20 protein-coding genes are annotated in these 18,214 nt (G+C 60.1%); 2 read left to right on the forward strand and 18 right to left on the reverse strand.

Translation table 11 applies throughout. The features are described from left to right. Window positions 1-5: 5 nt before the first annotated feature. The 17 genes from ACVWVP_RS25495 to ACVWVP_RS25575 form a co-directional block, all read right to left on the reverse strand. Complete coding sequence (locus ACVWVP_RS25495; RefSeq protein WP_178925782.1) at window positions 6-1,016, reverse strand: contractile injection system protein, VgrG/Pvc8 family; 1,011 nt, start codon at window positions 1,014-1,016, stop codon at window positions 6-8. 9 nt (window positions 1,017-1,025) lie between these two features. Then, window positions 1,026-1,238: a tail protein X gene (locus ACVWVP_RS25500; protein WP_178925783.1), complete on the reverse strand. Its 213-nt coding sequence runs from the start codon at window positions 1,236-1,238 to the stop codon at window positions 1,026-1,028. Beyond that, entirely contained in the window at window positions 1,231-1,614 is a 384-nt protein-coding gene (locus ACVWVP_RS25505) for a phage tail protein (protein WP_178925784.1), read from the reverse strand. The genes ACVWVP_RS25500 and ACVWVP_RS25505 overlap by 8 nt, the downstream gene beginning before the upstream one ends. Further along, complete coding sequence (locus ACVWVP_RS25510) at window positions 1,614-3,335, reverse strand: phage tail tape measure protein (RefSeq protein WP_457408702.1); 1,722 nt, start codon at window positions 3,333-3,335, stop codon at window positions 1,614-1,616. Before ACVWVP_RS25510 ends, ACVWVP_RS25505 begins: the two co-directional genes overlap by 1 nt. 128 nt (window positions 3,336-3,463) lie before the next feature. Beyond that, window positions 3,464-4,036 (reverse strand): phage tail assembly protein, encoded by a 573-nt coding sequence (locus tag ACVWVP_RS25515; protein ID WP_457408703.1) that lies wholly within the window; start codon window positions 4,034-4,036, stop codon window positions 3,464-3,466. Window positions 4,037-4,216: 180 nt separating this feature from the next. Next, complete coding sequence (locus ACVWVP_RS25520; RefSeq protein WP_178925787.1) at window positions 4,217-4,723, reverse strand: phage major tail tube protein; 507 nt, start codon at window positions 4,721-4,723, stop codon at window positions 4,217-4,219. Further along, window positions 4,723-5,889, reverse strand: coding sequence for a phage tail sheath protein (locus ACVWVP_RS25525; RefSeq protein WP_259171838.1), 1,167 nt, complete (start codon window positions 5,887-5,889; stop codon window positions 4,723-4,725). The genes ACVWVP_RS25520 and ACVWVP_RS25525 overlap by 1 nt, the downstream gene beginning before the upstream one ends. A gap of 2 nt (window positions 5,890-5,891) precedes the next feature. Next, entirely contained in the window at window positions 5,892-6,083 is a 192-nt protein-coding gene (locus ACVWVP_RS25530; protein ID WP_457408706.1) for a hypothetical protein, read from the reverse strand. 60 nt (window positions 6,084-6,143) lie between these two features. Next, on the reverse strand, window positions 6,144-6,572 hold the full coding sequence (locus ACVWVP_RS25535; RefSeq protein ID WP_457408708.1) for a phage tail protein: 429 nt from the start codon (window positions 6,570-6,572) through the stop codon (window positions 6,144-6,146). 2 nt (window positions 6,573-6,574) lie between these two features. After that, window positions 6,575-8,572 carry a phage tail-collar fiber domain-containing protein gene (locus ACVWVP_RS25540; RefSeq protein WP_457408710.1) on the reverse strand — a complete coding sequence of 666 codons (1,998 nt, stop codon included), beginning with the start codon at window positions 8,570-8,572 and terminating at the stop codon, window positions 6,575-6,577. Further along, on the reverse strand, window positions 8,573-9,202 hold the full coding sequence (locus ACVWVP_RS25545) for a phage tail protein I (RefSeq protein ID WP_457408713.1): 630 nt from the start codon (window positions 9,200-9,202) through the stop codon (window positions 8,573-8,575). Next, a complete protein-coding gene (locus tag ACVWVP_RS25550) occupies window positions 9,199-10,194 on the reverse strand; it encodes a baseplate J/gp47 family protein (protein WP_457408714.1) in 996 nt (331 codons plus the stop codon). Before ACVWVP_RS25550 ends, ACVWVP_RS25545 begins: the two co-directional genes overlap by 4 nt. Beyond that, window positions 10,191-10,523 (reverse strand): phage baseplate protein, encoded by a 333-nt coding sequence (locus ACVWVP_RS25555; RefSeq protein ID WP_071492667.1) that lies wholly within the window; start codon window positions 10,521-10,523, stop codon window positions 10,191-10,193. The genes ACVWVP_RS25550 and ACVWVP_RS25555 overlap by 4 nt, the downstream gene beginning before the upstream one ends. Window positions 10,524-10,532: 9 nt before the next feature. Beyond that, the gene (locus tag ACVWVP_RS25560; RefSeq protein ID WP_457408717.1) at window positions 10,533-11,144 is read right to left on the reverse strand and encodes a phage baseplate assembly protein V; all 612 of its coding nucleotides are present in this window, start codon (window positions 11,142-11,144) and stop codon (window positions 10,533-10,535) included. A gap of 3 nt (window positions 11,145-11,147) precedes the next feature. Next, window positions 11,148-11,651, reverse strand: coding sequence for a hypothetical protein (locus ACVWVP_RS25565; protein WP_178922080.1), 504 nt, complete (start codon window positions 11,649-11,651; stop codon window positions 11,148-11,150). A 22-nt stretch (window positions 11,652-11,673) separates the two neighbouring features. Next, a complete protein-coding gene (locus ACVWVP_RS25570) occupies window positions 11,674-12,018 on the reverse strand; it encodes a phage holin family protein (RefSeq protein ID WP_131697366.1) in 345 nt (114 codons plus the stop codon). A 598-nt stretch (window positions 12,019-12,616) separates the two neighbouring features. After that, entirely contained in the window at window positions 12,617-13,351 is a 735-nt protein-coding gene (locus ACVWVP_RS25575; protein WP_259172023.1) for a LexA family transcriptional regulator, read from the reverse strand. Between the two features lie 199 nt (window positions 13,352-13,550). Between ACVWVP_RS25575 and mutS the strand changes: the two genes are divergently transcribed. Together mutS and fdxA are read left to right on the forward strand one after the other, a co-directional pair. Next, window positions 13,551-16,142, forward strand: a complete 2,592-nt coding sequence (mutS, locus tag ACVWVP_RS25580; protein WP_259171845.1) for a DNA mismatch repair protein MutS — start codon at window positions 13,551-13,553, stop codon at window positions 16,140-16,142. Window positions 16,143-16,284: 142 nt separating this feature from the next. Further along, complete coding sequence (gene fdxA / locus ACVWVP_RS25585; RefSeq protein ID WP_003208688.1) at window positions 16,285-16,608, forward strand: ferredoxin FdxA; 324 nt, start codon at window positions 16,285-16,287, stop codon at window positions 16,606-16,608. 496 nt (window positions 16,609-17,104) lie between these two features. Here the strand turns inward: fdxA and apbC are convergent, their stop codons facing one another. Next, on the reverse strand, window positions 17,105-18,199 hold the full coding sequence (apbC, locus tag ACVWVP_RS25590) for an iron-sulfur cluster carrier protein ApbC (protein WP_178922075.1): 1,095 nt from the start codon (window positions 18,197-18,199) through the stop codon (window positions 17,105-17,107). Window positions 18,200-18,214: the final 15 nt, after the last annotated feature.

Raw genomic sequence — 18,214 nt, forward strand, 5'->3', positions numbered from 1 at the left:
AACCTCTACTCCGACAACCCACACGCTGTGATCGAGCTGCGATACCCCGTCGCCGGGTCACCGGTATGAACCACCTGTTTGATCGACCATCGCCCTTGCATGTAGGAGGGCCAGGTTTCATCCAGCAGAAGCAACCCCTCGGCAGCCAGTAACGGATTGCCGGGGCAGTCAATCTGCAACGTCAAGTCTTCACGCCCTACCCGCCGCAACTCGCCTTCGGCCACAGCACGCGCTTCATCTTCGTTCTGGCAGCGTTGACGCAGGGTCTTGAAGGGAGTGTTACCGACCTGAACCACGCGCTGTTTGCACGCAGCAGCATCCCACCACGTCACGCGGCAACCCTCGTATTTCGCGCGGGATTTTTCGTCGAATTTGGCGGTGATGAACGATTGATCACCAGGGCGGTTGTCCTGGGTCACGGACAAGGTCACGTCCGGCAGCAGTTGCCCCGAAAGCGAGTTGACCCGCCCGGCTTCAGCCAGCACATACAGTTCGTTGATCGGTTTGGTCACTGCGCTGTAGCGCTCGGCGAGACGGGTGATGAACGCCATGTCGCTTTCGTTGGACTGGTCGATATGCGCAATCGCAATACCGTCCAGCGTCGGTGCCACACGCGGGGAATAACCGTGGCGACTGACCAGTTGGCGAAACAGCGCACCCAGCGTAGTCGGCCCGTAACTGGCCGATCGGCGTTGGCGGTAGCCCGTCGTATCCGCCGCGCTGAAGGGCGCCGCCGTGGCGACGATCATCAGGCGCATGGGAAACAGCACCGGGGTTCGCTGAGTGACCACAAACTGGCCCTTTTCCACCAGGCCGGACTCTTTATAACCCACACGCAAGCCGATCTTTCCGTTCAGGCTGGGCAGCCCTTCAAGCCCCTCGATATTGAGGGTCAGCTCCAGGCGGTCGGTCTTTATGCCCGTGGTGTCGGTATGGCTCCAGTGCATCAGGCGCTGATTGAGCAACGCCGCATTGGCGCCGTAAAACTCCACGATCGGAGTGAATCCCTGTGCCATGCTGCCTCCTTAATCCCAGGCCGACACGGGACGCAGCGCTGCAGGCCGCGCGGCCATTTCGGGCACGATCACCCCAACGCCGGCCGGTAGCACCGGGCCGTATTCCGCCAGGTCGGGGTTGACCCGCCAGAGGGTTTCTTCGGCCACGTCATCGCAGCGCCCCAGCTCGCGATAGAGCAACAGGTTGACCGAATCACCGGCAATACTTCGTACTCTACGCATTGACGAATTCCTCCAGTTCCAAGGACCAACTCATGACCAAGGCGGTGCCGTCATCGATCACATTGCTCTGGGTTTCCACCACCGAATTGATACGCCACAGGCCCCAATTTCGGCCGATGCCATCCACCAGCGGCAAGGGTGCACGGGCGTTTTGCAGCGCACGCAATTCATCCAGCCGCTGCATACCCAGGGCGTACATCGCCGTGCCCGTGAACGTGAGCTTTTCCAGTTTCTGACCGTTCTGCCGTGACTGGGATTTGCTCGCGATAATCGTCAGGTCACTCCAGCCGCCATCGCTGTTGCGCACCAACCCGCTGTAGGCAAACCCGCGGGACAACCCAAAAATAAAGTCGCCGAGTACCATTTGCTGTCGCATCAATCACCTCCTGGAGGGTCAGTCATCGCGGTGTTGCGCCGGATTCCCAACGCGTCGGTGACCATCGGCACACATTGGAATTGCAGGGCCTGGATGACCTGATTGACGACCTGCTGGGCGTCAGCAGGGTTGACCCCGGTGATCTGGATACTGGGGGCGATGCTGACCTGGACGTTGTCCGTTCGGGCTGCATTGAGGTCCTTGCCGACTGCGCCGGGCGCAGGCAGGCGATCACCGGAGCCAAACAGTTTGTCACCGAACCAGGTGCCCACTTCGCTGCCCAGCAAACCACCGATGGCGCCACCCACAGCCGTGCCGACACCCGGGAAAACCAGTGTGCCCAGCGCAGCACCGGCAGAGGCACCTGCCCAGGCCCCGCCTGCGGTGCTAAGGCCGGCGCCGATGGCTTTGGCATCGCCGTTGCGAACGCCGTCAGCCACACTCAGGGCGGTGTCGACATACCTCATTGGGCCAAGACGACGGGCACCTGCTGACTCAAGCTTTGCGAGGACACCCGACAACCCCTCCGCCAGCCCTTTGGTTGCGCGACGCCCACCCAGCCGAGCGGCTGGAGGGGTTGCAGACGCGCCAAACGAATGGCCAGGAAGTGTGGAGGTGGACTGAGCTAACCGCTGAGTGTCCAGAGGTACGAGCGGCTGGCCCATGGCATTGAGCGGGGGGCCAGCCTGTTGTGCCTGGGGTTCCACGGGCTTGCGACGGACATTGGCCGTGGACTCACGTGAAACCGGCTGGCCGGGCTCTGGCAATTTCTGCCGCCGTTTCTTCGGCTGTCCTCGTGTGCGTGCCTTGTCTCTTTCCCGAACCGCCTCTCCAACGCTCTCCGGCAACTGTGCTGTCACCGTGTCAAACACACCAAAACCGCTTACAGAAGCCGCCGCCGGACAGCAGCACGCTTTGTCCTTGTCCTTGTCTTTGTCTTTGGTGTATCCACCGTCCCTGAACAGCTTGCCCACTCCGGGCAGCTTGCCAAGCGTCACGTCGACAAGGTTGCCGGCTACCCGGGTTTTAATCGTCTCTCCCAAGCCCGAAAGAAGGCCCGAAACCATCGGCGATATCACCGCCTCAGTTGTCTTGACCGCTTGCGCAGCCAGGGGTGAATCACCGGCCCAGCTATTGGCGGTGTCCTGCACACCGGTCTTGGTTTTCAGCCACGTTTCTTCCAAAAGCAAAGGCGCGGGTTCGAGCGTCTTGGACAGGCGTTGCTCACTGTCTCTGGATGCCTTGCGCAACGCTGTGATGGATGTTTCAGAGGTGGCTGTCGCGTCAAACGTGAGGCTGGCATTTGATTGTTGAAAGGCAGCGACCGGGTCAAGGCGCTGCATGTCACGAACGGCCAGGGCTTCACGGGCCAGGCGCAGGCCTTGCGACGTGCTCGACTCAAACTCGGTGGCGCTCTTCTGCTCCATTGGCTCAAGGATTTTGACCGCGTTAATGCCCACGCCGTTAAGCCGCGAGATCGCGGTTTTCAGTGCGTCCACACTGTTGCGCAATCCTCCCAGGGACACAGAAAGCTGATTGAGCTGCGAGCCCGCCTGGTTCAACCCCAGACTCATCGAAGATAACAGTGCCGCATCCCCGAGACTGCCAGACAGCAAAGCTCCCGGATTGACGATTTCGGCACGCTTTGTACCGCTTGTGTCGCCATAAACACCCTGGCCATCCTTGGCCATGGCGTAGGCGAGCGAATAATTGATTTGCATACCGCTCTACTCCTGTTTAACGCCAAGGCGAGTCATCGCGATGTCGTAGCGGCGCAATGCTTTTGCGGCATCCCATTCCAGGATCTCCGCTTCGGTTACCGAGTAAACCAGCGGCACCACATCGAGGATTACGTCGATGTCGCGTTGCGAAAGAAGGCCGCCGGTTGATTTAAAAAATCGTCGATGCGCTCCTGCAATTGCGTCCAGTCGGGTACGGTCAGGTGGGCGAGATCGGGGATCATCAGGCCGGTGCAGTGAGCAGTGATGAACTCGGCGCGCTCTTTGTTGGTGGTGAGTTTTTTCATCACCTTGGTAGCACGCAGGGCGGGCATTTCCAGAGGCAGTTCGGTGAGGGTACGGCCGGCTGCGTCGAGGGGCAGCAGCAGCTTGACCTGTTCGTGGGAGGAGGACTCTTCCGGTTCGCCGAGGAAGAACGCCGCAGGGCGGGTCGACATCTCGTGTACGTAGTGGGCGATGCTCACGTAATCCGGGCGTTTGAGCTGGTCGAGTTCTTTTTCCGACAGGCCGGTGGCGAGTTTCGCCAGTTCGAAGAACTGGTCGTCCTCGTCATCACCGGCCCGGGCCAGCGCGTCTTTTTGCGCGGCGTAGTACAGCGGTTTGAGCTGGACCTGCTCGATCATCGCACCGGTGTCGGCGGTGATCGGCGAGAGCAAGCGGTGCAGCGGTGGCATCCAGGCCATGGGGCAATTCCTTGGTCAGCAACGGTTGAAGAAAACGCAGATAAAAAGATGAGCGCGGTCCATGTGGGAGCCGGGCTTGCCGCGAAGGCATCACCGCGGTGTAGCGGGTAAACCGAGTCGCCTGTATCGCAGGCAAGCCAGCTCCCACATTGACCGTACCCACCTCAGATCGCGGGGTCTTTAAGGCATGAGCACGGCGCGGCGGGCGTCACCGAGAATGTCAACGCCGTTGAGTACGAACTTTTGGGTGCGCACGTCGATGTCGATCACCGGGATACCGTTTTCCAGACGGTTGTAGGTGCGGCAGGACAGCTCCAACGTAGTGGTGGGTTTGGCGTTCATCGTCAACGGTGTCTCGGTCAACGATTTGAGCTTGCCGCCGACGGTGTGGTAGGTGAAGTAGGTCTTGCCGTCCTGGTCCTGGCCGGCTTCCCGCACGTTCAACAGGATGTCGTCACCGAGGCGCACGCCCAGGGCCAGCATGATTTCCGGACCAACGCCTTGCAGCGCCAACGTGGCGGTCAAGGGCTTGCCGCTCTTGGCCATTTCTTCGGCGATGAAGCGGCCACCGGTCATGGCCTCCATCTCGAACTCGACCTTGGGCGGCGTGAAGGAATCCACCGTCGCGGACAACGGCAGGCCTTGCAGGGTGGCCGCAATGGCCTGTCTTACACGGTTGGTAAACATTAGAGAACGTCCTCCAGGAACTGCTCGATGATTTCATCGCGGGCATTGAGTTGATAAATCATGTGTTCGTTCGGCGCGTAGCGGCCGTAGTCGATGACGATGTACCAAGTGCCGTTCTTGTACTTCTCGACACTGTTGAGTTCCGGGTGCAGGTACACACTGCCGCCCGGGATGGTTTCGTCCGCCACCAGGGTTTGCAGCCAGTCGTTGATGCGCTTGACCTCCTGGTCCATGAAGGACTTGGTGAGGTTCTTGGCCATGGCTTTCTGGCCGGCCTTGACCAGCTTGCGGCTGATAGCGTCTTCCAGGCCGACGTAGCTGATGAACTTGCCGGTGATGGAGCGGTTACCCAGCAGTGAAAAACCGCCGAGGATGGTGCGGGCGTAGTAGCTCACGCCGTAGCGGTTGAGCAGGTCGCCTTCGGTGGAAGTGTCGAGGATGTTGTACTCGACGACGCGGGAAACGTCCTCGGCGAACGTCACCTGGTTGCCCGGGCTTTCCCACTGCTTGACCTTGGCCAGTGCGGCGATGGCCAGGGACGACGGCGACAGGAACACGTTCTTTTTCGCCGCCTTGGAGTACACCGACGGCATGTTGTGCACCAGCAGGCAACGGTCGAAGCCGAGGTCGGCACCGCCCAGTTCACCGCTGTAGGTCACCTGGTCGGCGACGCTGGCGTCTTTGCCGTCCAGCACCACGCGGGCCTTGATGCGTTTGCCGAAGGCGGCAAACTCACCGGCGACAGCCTTGGTGCCGGTGAAGCCCGGGGCACCGATGATGGTCAGGTCTTCCGGCACGCTGGCCAATGCCGCCAGGCCGAGCTTGCGACCGGTGACCGGCTCGTCGCCGCCGATCACGTTGTTGATCGTGTCCGCCGGGGTCGTGCCCTCTTCGACGATCACCACGTAGACCGGCACCTTGACCACTTTGAGGATCTGGTAGACCGCCTGGAACAACGTGCCGGCTTCAGTGCCGGTCGGGTCCAGCAGCGCCTGAGTGGTGAAGCTGTTGATGCGGAACGGCGCATTCTTCGGGATCGACGCATGGGCCTTCGGCGCGGTGCCGACCAGGCCGATCACGTTATCGCCCAGGCCACCCATGGCCTCGGGGGATTCGGTGGCATTCACAGTGATGCCGTTGTGCTCGAAGTTCAAAACCTCAGCCATGATTAGTCAGCCTTCTGGGTGGTGGCCTTTTTGGCCGGGGTGGCGTTGAGGACGCTGGTCAATTCCAGACGGCCAGCGGTGCGCAGGGCGTATGCTTCGACGTCCAGCAGCTCCAGTTCCTGGCCGACGGTGGACCAATGGCCGGCGCCGATGGGGAATGGGGTGAGGACGGTGTAGGTTTGGCGGGTGGGCATGGGTAGGATCTCCAGGCGAAAAAAAACCGCTCGCTGCGGTTTTGGGTAATAAGTCGGTATCTACTCGGTTCGTTCGACCAGCCAGCTCGGTGGCTTCGGACGGTTTTCAACCGTAGGAAAATTCGCAGACTGTGGCCAGTCACGTAACTGCTGCAGGTAATTCAACAACTCAGTGAATTGCTCTGGAACCAACGTGGTTGGAGAGGCCAATTCCAACTGATCGCGATGCCGATCTCGTAGTCCGGTCGCGGTCGCCAGTTGGCGGTCCCGCCATGAGCGCTCCTTGGTCGCCAATTGCTCAGAGGTGAGTCCGGGCGGATCGACCGTGACCGGGAAGCCTTGATCATCAGCAGCAATGATCTTCCCGGCCGCGTTTTCGGCGCGAAGTTCAGCGTGGCGGGCCTTGGTGATCTCCTGGCAGGCAATGTCAGATGGCTGCATGCCGGGCAGATAAAAACCACCCGTTTCTGCGCAATAAAAAATGCTCATGGTTATTTTCCGATTCCGATCACGAACATATCCCGGTTATTAGCAACTGCCGTACCGATGTCTTGACGATCAAGGATCACCGTGGTTTTGGTGAGGTTTCGGTACTGCGCGGAGATGCCGTCGTCGACACGGGCAAGTGAAGAATGCACCGCGCCAGAGATGGCATAGCACGCATCAGGCCAGGCAAGAGGCCAGGTCAGGGTGGTGAACTGATCTGCCGCCAGAGACGCGCGTCCGTATTGGAGGAGCAGGCCACCGAGCCACGTTGGAAACAGGACGTATCCGCTGGCTGCAGTGAAGTTCATTGCAAAGCCAAAGCGCATTTTCTTCGGGGTCACGATTGTCGCGTCGTCAACGCCAGCCTCAGTTTGAGGCTGGGTCGCAACCCTTGCGGTTCCTTGGTTGACCTCGGTTGCCTGGGAGGCGAGTACCGCGACGTCGATGGCTCCTTGATTGACAGGGGCGTTCCAGGCCTTGATGCACCACATGACAGCCAGGTTTCGAGGCCGTGTAACCCCAAAATTGTTACCTTCGGCAGCCATCGTGCCGCCGCTGCCACTAATGCCACCATATGCGGCACCGGGATAATCCCCTGCGTTACCGATATCCAACCCGTATGCAGCACGAGCGTTCGATTCCGGCGTTACCGTTGCGTTGTACAGCCCGGTGACCGTGACGGTGGTGATGGTTGAATCCACAGTCTGAAGGCTGCCCTTCTGTGCGCTTCCAAGCTCCCGTCCGGTATCCACGCCTCGGCCATGATCCCAGCCTCGGAGGAACTCTCCACGCGACTCAGGCAAGCGGAAGTACCCGGCAGGTTCGTTCCCGGTGTTGAACGTGGTGCCCAGGTATGCAGCCAGATCCGGGTAGGTCGCAATGCTCTTTACGCTGCCGTCAAGCTCCAGGTAGCCAGGCGGTACGGCAGCTTTGGGGAATGGAACAATCGAACCTACGGGAACGGCGGATTTCAAAGCATCGAGTTCACTAACAAGTGCAGCGACGTCAATATTTCCCTGATTGATCGGAGCGTTCCAAGCCTTGATGCACCACATCACAGCCATATTTCGGCCACGAGTCTCGGCACCCACCCTTGGAGCACCATTGACACCATCAGTAACGGGTGGATATTTCAGTGAAACGGGAGTCCCGACATTTCCCCATGTATCAAATGCGGGCGTACTTCCACCTGCAGCAGCCGCACCAGAAAATGTATGGCCCTGAAACTGATCAAGTTGATAAGTACCGATCATTCGCCCTGGGTCAACACCCCGCCCATGATCCCACCCACGCAAAAACTCCCCACGCGACTCAGGCAGCCGAAAATTCCCAACCCCCTCATCCCCCTTATTGAACGCAGTCCCCAGGAACTTCGCCAAATCCGGGTACGCCGCAGCGCTCTTCACACTGCCGTCAATTTCCAGGAACCCAACCGGCACCTTATCTACCGGAAACGCCACCATCGAACCCACGGGCAGCGCCGAAGATTGAGCAATCAGCGTCTCAATCTCAGCCTTGGAATACGTCCCCTGCTTCAGGTAATCCATCACCCAAGCCCGAGTCGCCTTCACCACTGTGTCATCGATCAACAACGTCACGATCGAGGCATTGCTCGTTTCGAAAATCGAGCGAATGTAAAACTCTTTCCCCGAGCCCGACGTCGCCAACACCGGCTTGTACGACTCCGGGTATTTCACGATGGCATACAAAATACCGGTGTCGGTCCACAGCCCAGCCTCGCGCACATACCAGCCGCCAACATCCGAAGGAATGGTGACTTCAGCCATCAGCCAGTTGGCGTTTTTTTCGTCTTGAAACAGTGCATTCAACGGCCCGCGCCAGACTTCGCGTTTCAGCGCTTTTGCGTTGGCATCCGGGTTGTAGACGGCGCCGTTGCCGTCGCCGACGGAGATCTGCGCCAGTTTGATCGGCACGCCCGCCGCCTTGCAGTCGGTTTCGTAGGCGATCCCCGCATTCGTGAGCAGGGTGTAATAGTCAGCCATTTAGTGCTCCTGTGGATAAAGGGTGGTGGTTTCGACGGTGTACAGCCCGGCCGCCATAAAAGCGCGGCCCGTGGCCTCGACTCCTGCCAGCACGTTGGGGTAGATCGTGGTCAGTTCGCCGCACAACGTGGCGGCGCCGATGAAGTGACGGCCCGAAGCACTCAGGCCTACAGAGATCGACAAAATGTCGCGCTCGCTCTTGGCGTCAGCCAGGCGGCGGTCGAGTCGGGCGTCGATGATTTCGCTGTAGGGCAATTCGGTGTAGGCCCGTACGGAAAAGCTGTAGGGCACGCCAGGCGGTGTTTGTTCGTACCAGGCACGCACCTCTGGGGTGAGTTGCAGACCTTTGGCCGCGTTTTCCAAAGCCTGTCGCGTGCCAGCCTGGCGAGCGGTGGGCCAGGCGAGTTTGACGGTCAGGCGTTTCTCGATCTCGGGGGCCGTGGAACTCCATTCTTTCACCGCGCGGTCTGCCGCCAGGTAGGGCAGGAACGCCGCCGGTGTGCGATCCGGGTCCATCAATTGCGGGAACGGTGGAGTCACCCGCTCCAGCAACTGGCCAAAGCCCAGGTCCAGCGCCTTTTCCAGCGGTGAGCTGTTGGCAGGCAACAGGCTCGCTTTAGGCTCACTCATAGCGTGCGCACCTCCACTTCGACGCCCGTGCAATAGGGGGCCTGGAACGCGCTGCTGATGATCGGTTCCAGAGGTTCGAGAATCTGCAGTTGGGCGGCACCGGCGCTGTGGATGGCGTAGTCGATCCAGCTTGGATCGACACGGCCCTCCAGGCGGTGGCAAGAGTCGGCGTAGGTTTGCAGCAGTTTTTGCGCAGCGACTTGGGTCAATCCCGAATCGGGGCCGGCGTTGATCATGGCCACCACGCGAATCTTGTAACGTTGAATCTGCGCGCCCTGAACGGTGACCCGATCGGTCTCCGGTCGCACATCGGGCCGTGCGAAATGTCGCCGTACACCGTCAAGCAAATCGGCAGAAGCGCTGCCATCGCCCTCCCGTGAAAGCACAGTGACCATCACCTCACCGGGGGCGGTGCGCCTGCCATTGCCGTCCTTGACCTGAGCCGCGTAACCATCCGGTTCGAAGGTATAGCTGACGGTGACCACACCCGGCGTGGCGCTTTGCACCTTGACCGACGGCCGTTCGCCGAGGGTGAAGACTTCACGGCGATACTGCATGCGCGAGCCCGCTGCCGGCGCATGGGGCGCCAGGTAATACCGCAGGCGGGCGTCGTCGTCGCTTTCAAGAATCGGCGGCACCGGCGGGAAGGCGGCCGGGTCGCCGGGGTCGAGTACCTGCCGCTCCAGGCCCATGTCGGCCAGACGGGCATCCAGGTTGCTGCCAGTAGCCCACCACGCCAGCATCTGTTTGATGCGGGCGTTGTATTTGCGCTCGTGGGTTTGCAGGCGCACGCAAAACGCTTCCAGGGCCAGGGTCAGCAGTTCGCTTTCGTTGTCGAGACTGACCTTGAGTTTGGCCGCGCTTTGCGGCGCACGGGTGGCGACGTAATCGACGACGAAGGCTTTGAACTCGGCCAATAAAGGTTCGAACTCATCGACAGCGATGATCGCCGGTTCTGCCAGTTGGTTCTGGCCAGGGATCAGCATGCTCATGTCACGACCTCGAAAGACTGTTGGCGGTTTTTCCAGGTGCCGGCAAAACGCAGCAACAAACCGGCGCCCTGGCGAGTGGCGACGATGACCTGAGGTTGAAAATCGGCGATGCCGTTCTGGGCGTTATAGAACGCCTGGGCGGCATGGCTCTGGGCGAGAATCAGCAAGTCGTCGCCCAGGTTCTGGCCGAGCAGTTGGGGGATGAGCGAGCCGTACAAAGGCCGCTTCTGACGCGTGCCCACGGGGGTGGTCAGCGCTCGGGTGGCACGCTGCACAAATTGCAGCCAGTCATCGACGGCTGCTCCGGTGTTCCTATCGATTCCGATCATGGCAAATCCTTATGCGCTGCTGATCACGCGGCCCTGGTGATCCACTACCGGGCCGCTCAAATGCACGCCGGCCGCATCCAGCAACACACCGCTGGCGCCGAGTTGCAGGGTGATGCTCTGGGCCGTCATCGTCAGGCTGGCGGCACCGACCTTGACCTCGACCTGTTCGCGGGAGCCGCCGAACGTGGTGGGGCCATTGACCCAATTAAAGGTGTGGCTGGCATCGTCGTAATCGCTTTGAGTGCCGTCCTGATGGCGACGGCGTGTCAGCGAGGCCACACTGGAGACGGGTGGAAAGAGACTACTGTTGAGGCCGAACAAGGCCACGGACTGCGAGCCCCCTTCCCCGCCACCATAGTTGAGCAACAGGCATTGTTCACCGACTGACGGAATACGGGTTTCGGTCTGCGCCCCCGCGCTGGGGTTGAAGAACCGAATGGCCGGGGTGAGCAACTCACCGTGGCTGACCTTGCAGGTATTACTGGCAGCGTCCACTTCCTGGCACACACCAATGCGGCAGAAGCTCTCGGCGCGACGGTAGAGGTCTTCGAGCTGGGCTTCCATTTCGGCCAGGCGCTCGACGATCGGCCCCAGTTGCATGCGTAGCAATGCATCGAACATGGACTACTCCTGCAGGGGGCGATATTGGTCTGGATCATCGATGTTCGAGACTTCCCATGTGCGGGCAAACAGCGGTGTGCCGGTGGGGTCTTCGAGCAGCGACGGGCCGAGGTAAAGGGTTTGGGTGAAGGACACGGTCCAGGTGTCGTAATCCGTTTCTGAATTGGATGAAGTCGACGGCGCCGCAACAATGTTTGTGGGCAAGTCGCATTGGTCTGGCGGTAGACCCCAGCGGTTATCCAGGGCCAGGTCCATCAGTTGGCTGGCCAGGTCGCAGGCGTCGAAAGGGGCTGAGCCGGTGGTTACGCTGACCTTGAGTAAAACCGTGAGCGCATGGGCCTTGCGCCCTGCCAGGGAGCGCAGGCCGGGGCCGTTGCGTTCGAGGCTGATCAAGACGCCAGGGCCTTGAACATCCAAGTGGTTGCCTACGCGCAGCTGTGGGAGAGCACTCTTCACCGCCTCCACGATGGCCTCGGGAAGCTGGGAAGGTTTTTCAATAAGTGTCATTGGGTCGCGTCCTTGCAGCGGGTTACTGCTGATCCGGGCGAGACGTCGGGGCCTCGTTGACCCCGATACGCTTGGCCGCCCAGCGTTCATAAAGGCCGATGGCGACATCCGCGCCGGCCATGGCGGTGAGGCACCCAATGGCGCCCGCCGTCCAGATCGACATGCCGGCGGCGTAGCACAGCATCAAGGCTGAAACCCCGCAGACCATGCACGCTCCGGATCGCAAGGCCAGGCGCCGTACCAGCGACCAGCCACGGGCGCCCTCCTTGTCGGCGCGCCACATTTCGCCAGATACACCGCCGATCAGGGCCAGTGCGATCACCAGCCAGATCGGCATTTCCGCTAACGCTTGCTGCTCGTTTGTCATGTCACGCCTCCTGGCTGAGCAATGCCGGCAATGGGCCGGTTTCTGGGTAATTCCATGCAGTGGTAGGCATTCCAAAAAGCCCGGTCGCCCGGGCTTTTCAGTAATGATGTCCTCGGTCTTTCGGCGCTACTGGCGCGGTACGGACCTTTCCTCGATGTTTTTCCGACCACGATCCCTGTCTGCCGGATAACTGCTTCTGGTGCTTTACGCTGCACACCCGGGTCAGTTGCCAACCCTCTGAACCGTTATGAGGCCGGTTCATCGCTGCCTGTTCTTGAAGCGCTGGTGAAACTAAAGAGCGTCGGCATCCTTGCCGGTGTTACCTGGCATCCCTGCCATCGCTTCGATGGCGTCCTTGCCGGTGTTGCGTGCCTTCCTTGTCTTCCTTGGCAGCATCCTTGCCGCCTCCACCAGGCCTTGTTGGCTGGCTTGAGATGAAGAATATGCATGTATGCATATACAGTCAATGCACAAATGCATTTATTTTTTCTAATGAAATGCATGAATGCATTTTCAGCCTTGTAGGCAGCGGGGTTGGTGGTTTTTTGCAGACGAAAAAAAGCCCGCTCGTGGGCGGGCTTTGTCTTTCAGCAGGAAGTTATCGGGCGTACATGCCCCACCAGAATACATGGCCGAGGATGCTGATCTGCTCATCCTGGATATCCTGGAAGCTGTAGTCCTCGTCCGGGTGCTCATCGCGATTAAAACTGCGCAGGCGAATCCCGGAAGGCAGGCGGTAGAGCTGTTTCACCCGCAACTGGCCATTGTGATTGATGGCATACAAGTCGCCATCGACGATGTCGCCGATGCCGCTCTTGCCGGCATTCACCCCGACGGTGGCGCCGTCACGCAGCACCGGCAACATGCTGTTGCCACGGACCGTCACGCACTTGGCCTGGTCGAACTGCACACCGTTGTGGCGAAGGCTGCGTTTGCCGAACCGCAGGCTGGCTTTTTCGCTTTCCTCGATGACGAATCTTCCTGATCCAGCAGCCAATTCAACCTCGCGCAAAAAGGGGATCGACACCTCGTCATCATTAACGGGTGTGTCGTCGTCCCACAGGCTTATGTCCTTGAGTTCGGAATGCATCGGGTCACGCCCCTCCTCCCGCGAAACGCCCACCGCCACGCGCCCGCGCAGTTGATCGGTGCTCACGCGGAAGTACTCGGCGATGCGGGAAATATGCTTGTCCGACGGATCAACGATCTTGCCGCTGAGGATCCGTGACAGCGTGGATTGAGGCACGCCGGTACGCCGGTGAAGCTCCGTGGGGGAGATCCGGTCGCGGTCCAGCAGTTCTCTTAATACGGTTGAAACGTTGCGTTTTTGCATAACGGGGATGATGACGGGGGATTTAGGGGTTGGCAAATGCAAAATTGCATATTTCATGCATTTACCCTGCCGGGATACCTATCCGTTTGTGAACTGCGTAGCCACGACCTCGCGTGTTAACCTTGCCGCCATCGCAAAATCGCAGGGCCGAATGCCCCACCTTTGCCCCACTCATTTCAACGAATTTGCCTACGACCCAATGAGTAAAGCCACTTCAGATCTGTCCTCCCACACCCCGATGATGCAGCAGTACTGGCGCCTCAAGAACCAGCACCCTGATCAGTTGATGTTCTATCGCATGGGCGACTTCTACGAGATCTTCTATGAAGACGCGAAGAAGGCCGCCAAGTTGCTGGACATCACCCTGACCGCGCGCGGGCAGTCGGCGGGGCAGTCAATTCCGATGTGTGGCATTCCTTACCACTCGCTGGAAGGTTACCTGGTCAAGCTGGTGAAGCTGGGCGAGTCGGTGGTGATTTGTGAGCAGATCGGTGACCCGGCGACGAGCAAGGGGCCGGTGGAACGTCAGGTGGTGCGCATTATTACGCCGGGGACGGTGAGTGATGAGGCGCTGCTGGATGAGCGTCGCGACAACCTGATCGCTGCTGTACTGGGCGATGAGCGTCTGTTCGGCCTGTCGGTGCTGGATATCACCAGTGGCAATTTCAGTGTGCTGGAGATCAAGGGCTGGGAGAACTTGCTGGCGGAGCTGGAGCGCATCAACCCGGTAGAGCTGTTGATCCCGGATGATTGGCCGAAGGACTTGCCGGCAGAAAAACGCCGTGGGACCAAGCGTCGTGCGCCGTGGGATTTCGAGCGTGATTCGGCGCTGAAAAGTCTGTGTCAGCAATTCTCCGTGCAAGACCTTAAAGGCTTCGGTTGTGAAACCCTCACACTGGCCATCGGCGCTGCCGGTTGCCTGCTCAGCTATGCCAAGGAAACCCAGCGCACCGCCCTGCCGCATTTGCGCAGCCTGCGCCATGAGCGCCTCGACGACACCGTGGTGCTGGATGGCGCGAGCCGTCGCAACCTGGAACTGGACACCAACCTGGCCGGCGGTCGTGATAACACCCTGCAATCGGTGGTCGACCGTTGCCAGACCGCCATGGGCAGCCGCTTGCTGACCCGTTGGCTGAACCGCCCACTGCGGGATTTGAGCGTGCTACAGGCACGTCAGTCTTCTATTACCTGCCTGCTGGACGGATACCGCTTCGAGAAACTGCAGCCGCAGTTGAAGGAAATCGGCGACATCGAGCGCATCCTGGCGCGAATCGGCCTGCGTAACGCTCGCCCTCGCGACTTGGCACGCCTGCGCGATGCCCTCGGTGCCCTGCCGCAATTGCAGGCCGCGATGACCGAACTGGACACGCCGCACCTGCAACAACTCGCCGTGATCGCCAGCACCTACCCGGAACTGGCGGCGCTGCTGGAAAAAGCCATCATCGACAACCCGCCGGCGATCATCCGTGACGGCGGTGTACTCAAGACCGGTTACGACAGTGAGCTGGACGAACTGCAAGCCCTGAGCGAAAACGCCGGGCAGTTCCTGATCGACCTGGAAGCCCGTGAAAAAGCCCGCACCGGCCTGGCCAACCTGAAAGTCGGCTACAACCGCGTGCACGGCTACTTCATCGAATTGCCAAGCAAACAGGCCGAGTCGGCGCCGATCGACTATCAACGTCGCCAAACGCTTAAAGGTGCCGAGCGCTTTATCACCCCGGAGCTGAAAGAGTTCGAAGACAAGGCACTCTCGGCCAAGAGTCGTGCCCTGGCTCGGGAAAAGATGCTGTATGAGAACCTGCTGGAAGACCTGATCAGCCAGTTGGCCCCGCTGCAGGACACCGCCGCCGCCCTGGCCGAACTGGATGTACTGAGCAACCTGGCTGAACGTGCACTGAACCTTGACCTGAACTGCCCGCGCTTCGTGAGCGAGCCGTGCATGCGCATCGTGCAGGGGCGCCACCCGGTGGTGGAACAGGTGTTGACCACACCGTTCGTCGCCAACGACCTGTCGCTGGACGACGATACCCGCATGCTGGTGATCACCGGTCCGAACATGGGCGGTAAATCCACCTACATGCGCCAGACCGCGTTGATCGTGTTGCTGGCACACATCGGCAGTTTCGTACCGGCCGCCAGTTGCGAATTGTCGCTGGTGGACCGCATTTTCACGCGGATCGGCTCCAGTGATGACCTGGCCGGTGGCCGTTCGACCTTTATGGTGGAAATGAGCGAAACCGCCAACATCCTGCACAACGCGACCGAGCGCAGCCTGGTGCTGATGGACGAAGTGGGGCGCGGCACCAGCACCTTCGACGGTCTGTCCCTGGCGTGGGCGGCGGCCGAGCGATTGGCACACCTGCGTGCCTATACGTTGTTCGCCACTCACTACTTCGAGCTGACCGTGCTGCCGGAAAGCGAGCCACTGGTGGCCAACGTGCACCTGAACGCCACCGAGCACAACGAACGCATCGTGTTCCTGCACCACGTACTGCCAGGGCCGGCCAGCCAGAGCTATGGCCTGGCCGTGGCCCAATTGGCCGGTGTGCCAAACGATGTGATCCTGCGCGCCCGCGAGCACCTCAGCCGCCTGGAAACCACGGCCCTGCCCCATGAAACCGTGGTCGCCAGCCCTGCCAAGGCCGCCAGCAAACCTGCCGCTCCGCACCAGAGCGATATGTTCGCCAGCCTGCCCCACCCGGTACTGGAAGAGTTGGCCAAGCTTGACGTGGATGACTTGACGCCGCGTAAAGCGCTCGAAATGTTATATGCACTGAAGGTTCGGATATAACGCTGACGCTTGCAAGCTGGTAGACTCTCGCGCGGTTTGGGATGCTGCAGGCTATTAGCCTGGCCTGCAGACTATCGCTCCCGAACCTCGCGAGCCCTGCCACAAAGGGTTTCGCTGCCGCCGCCTGAGGAGAGAATTAGAAATGACCTTCGTCGTCACCGACAACTGCATCAAGTGCAAGTACACCGACTGCGTGGAAGTATGTCCGGTGGACTGCTTCTACGAAGGCCCGAACTTCCTGGTTATCCACCCGGACGAGTGCATCGACTGCGCCCTGTGTGAGCCAGAATGCCCGGCCGTCGCCATTTTCTCCGAGGACGAAGTCCCGGCAGAGATGCAGGAATTTATTCAGTTGAACGTCGAGCTGGCGGAAATCTGGCCGAATATCACTGAACGCAAGGATCCGATGCCGGATGCTGCGGAGTGGGATGGCAAAAAAGGTAAGATTGCAGACCTCGAGCGCTGATCGCGCTGCCGCCCACTAAAAAGGCCCCTTGCGGGCCTTTTTGCGTTTCTGCGTAGCCGGTTTTACTTTTCTACAGGCAAAAAAAAGGGGCGGTATGACCCGCCCACATTTTTTCCCTAGTCCCTGTATTCCTTTTCATCATCCTGATGAATCGCATCCTGCGACGTTCCTTGAACCATCGTTCCTTGATGGCTGTGTCAATCCGTGGACACAGGGCTGATCTTAAAGAGTTCCAATGTAAGTTCAACGGGATCCAAGCGCAGTACCGCCCATTGACCTCGGTCAACCCGACAAAAATAATCCTTTAATATCAATGAGATAAAAAACACTCTCAACGATTCAAGACGGCCAAGGCGGGTAAAAAAACCAATCACTTACGAAAAAGTAAGCGAATGCTTACACGAGCAATTGCGTAAAAGCGTAACTGCCGCCTTCCATCGACCCTCCAGACAAGAAAAAGCCCCGACACGTCGAGGCTCTTTTTCCCACCAACGGCTCAGTCGTCGCTGACCGTAATGGTCGGCATCGCTGGCGCAGCGGCTTCCTGCAGGACGATCCGCGCGCCCACATGGCGGGCCAATTCCTGATAGATCATCGCGATCTGGCTATCCGGCTCTGCAACCACCGTAGGCTTACCGCCATCGGCCTGCTCGCGAATCAGCATCGACAACGGCAGCGAGGCCAGCAATTCCACGCCGTATTGAGTGGCCAGTTTCTCGCCACCGCCTTCGCCGAACAAATGCTCGGCATGGCCGCAGTTGGAGCAGATATGTACCGCCATATTCTCCACGACGCCCAGCACCGGGATGTTGACCTTGCGGAACATCTCCACGCCTTTCTTCGCGTCCAGCAGCGCCAGGTCCTGGGGCGTAGTGACAATCACAGAACCGGCCACCGGGACTTTCTGCGCCAGAGTCAGCTGGATATCACCGGTGCCTGGCGGCATGTCGATCACCAGGTAGTCCAGGTCGCCCCAGGCGGTCTGGGTCACCAGTTGCAGCAGTGCGCCGGAAACCATCGGCCCGCGCCAGACCATCGGTGTGTTGTCATCGGTGAGGAAGGCCATGGACATGACCTCCACGCCCAGGGACTCGATCGGCACGAACCACTTCTGGTCCTTGACCTTGGGCCGAGTACCCTCGGCAATGCCGAACATCACGCCTTGGCTCGGGCCGTAAATGTCAGCGTCGAGAATGCCTACGCGCGCGCCTTCACGGGCCAGGGCCAGGGCCAGGTTGGCGGCAGTAGTGGATTTACCCACACCGCCCTTGCCGGACGCCACCGCGACCACGTTCTTGACGTTGGCCAGGCCAGGGATCTGCGCCTGGGCCTTGTGCGGGGCAATCACGCATTGAATGTCGACCTTGGCGGACGCTACGCCGTCGAGACCTTCGATGGCCATCTGCAGCATCTGCGCCCAGCCGCTCTTGAACAGACCGGCGGCATAGCCCAGTTCCAACTGGACCGAGACCTGGTCGCCCTGGACCTCGATGGCCCGTACACAACCGGCACTGACCGGGTCCTGGTTCAAATAGGGGTCGGTGTACTGGCGAAGAACGGCTTCCACCGCTGCGCGATTGACGGCGCTCATGGGCTACTCCCGAAA

The organism is Pseudomonas sp. TE24901 (genome assembly GCF_054058375.1).

Coding starts and splice junctions, on each gene's coding strand:
- ACVWVP_RS25495 (WP_178925782.1), bottom strand. CDS start 1,016: ATGGCACAGGGATTCACTCCGATCGTGGAGTTTTACGGCGCCAATGCG.
- ACVWVP_RS25500 (WP_178925783.1), bottom strand. CDS start 1,238: ATGCGTAGAGTACGAAGTATTGCCGGTGATTCGGTCAACCTGTTGCTC.
- ACVWVP_RS25505 (WP_178925784.1), bottom strand. CDS start 1,614: ATGCGACAGCAAATGGTACTCGGCGACTTTATTTTTGGGTTGTCCCGC.
- ACVWVP_RS25510 (WP_457408702.1), bottom strand. CDS start 3,335: ATGCAAATCAATTATTCGCTCGCCTACGCCATGGCCAAGGATGGCCAG.
- ACVWVP_RS25515 (WP_457408703.1), bottom strand. CDS start 4,036: ATGGCCTGGATGCCACCGCTGCACCGCTTGCTCTCGCCGATCACCGCC.
- ACVWVP_RS25520 (WP_178925787.1), bottom strand. CDS start 4,723: ATGTTTACCAACCGTGTAAGACAGGCCATTGCGGCCACCCTGCAAGGC.
- ACVWVP_RS25525 (WP_259171838.1), bottom strand. CDS start 5,889: ATGGCTGAGGTTTTGAACTTCGAGCACAACGGCATCACTGTGAATGCC.
- ACVWVP_RS25530 (WP_457408706.1), bottom strand. CDS start 6,083: ATGCCCACCCGCCAAACCTACACCGTCCTCACCCCATTCCCCATCGGC.
- ACVWVP_RS25535 (WP_457408708.1), bottom strand. CDS start 6,572: ATGAGCATTTTTTATTGCGCAGAAACGGGTGGTTTTTATCTGCCCGGC.
- ACVWVP_RS25540 (WP_457408710.1), bottom strand. CDS start 8,572: ATGGCTGACTATTACACCCTGCTCACGAATGCGGGGATCGCCTACGAA.
- ACVWVP_RS25545 (WP_457408713.1), bottom strand. CDS start 9,202: ATGAGTGAGCCTAAAGCGAGCCTGTTGCCTGCCAACAGCTCACCGCTG.
- ACVWVP_RS25550 (WP_457408714.1), bottom strand. CDS start 10,194: ATGAGCATGCTGATCCCTGGCCAGAACCAACTGGCAGAACCGGCGATC.
- ACVWVP_RS25555 (WP_071492667.1), bottom strand. CDS start 10,523: ATGATCGGAATCGATAGGAACACCGGAGCAGCCGTCGATGACTGGCTG.
- ACVWVP_RS25560 (WP_457408717.1), bottom strand. CDS start 11,144: ATGTTCGATGCATTGCTACGCATGCAACTGGGGCCGATCGTCGAGCGC.
- ACVWVP_RS25565 (WP_178922080.1), bottom strand. CDS start 11,651: ATGACACTTATTGAAAAACCTTCCCAGCTTCCCGAGGCCATCGTGGAG.
- ACVWVP_RS25570 (WP_131697366.1), bottom strand. CDS start 12,018: ATGACAAACGAGCAGCAAGCGTTAGCGGAAATGCCGATCTGGCTGGTG.
- ACVWVP_RS25575 (WP_259172023.1), bottom strand. CDS start 13,351: ATGCAAAAACGCAACGTTTCAACCGTATTAAGAGAACTGCTGGACCGC.
- mutS (WP_259171845.1), top strand. CDS start 13,551: ATGAGTAAAGCCACTTCAGATCTGTCCTCCCACACCCCGATGATGCAG.
- fdxA (WP_003208688.1), top strand. CDS start 16,285: ATGACCTTCGTCGTCACCGACAACTGCATCAAGTGCAAGTACACCGAC.
- apbC (WP_178922075.1), bottom strand. CDS start 18,199: ATGAGCGCCGTCAATCGCGCAGCGGTGGAAGCCGTTCTTCGCCAGTAC.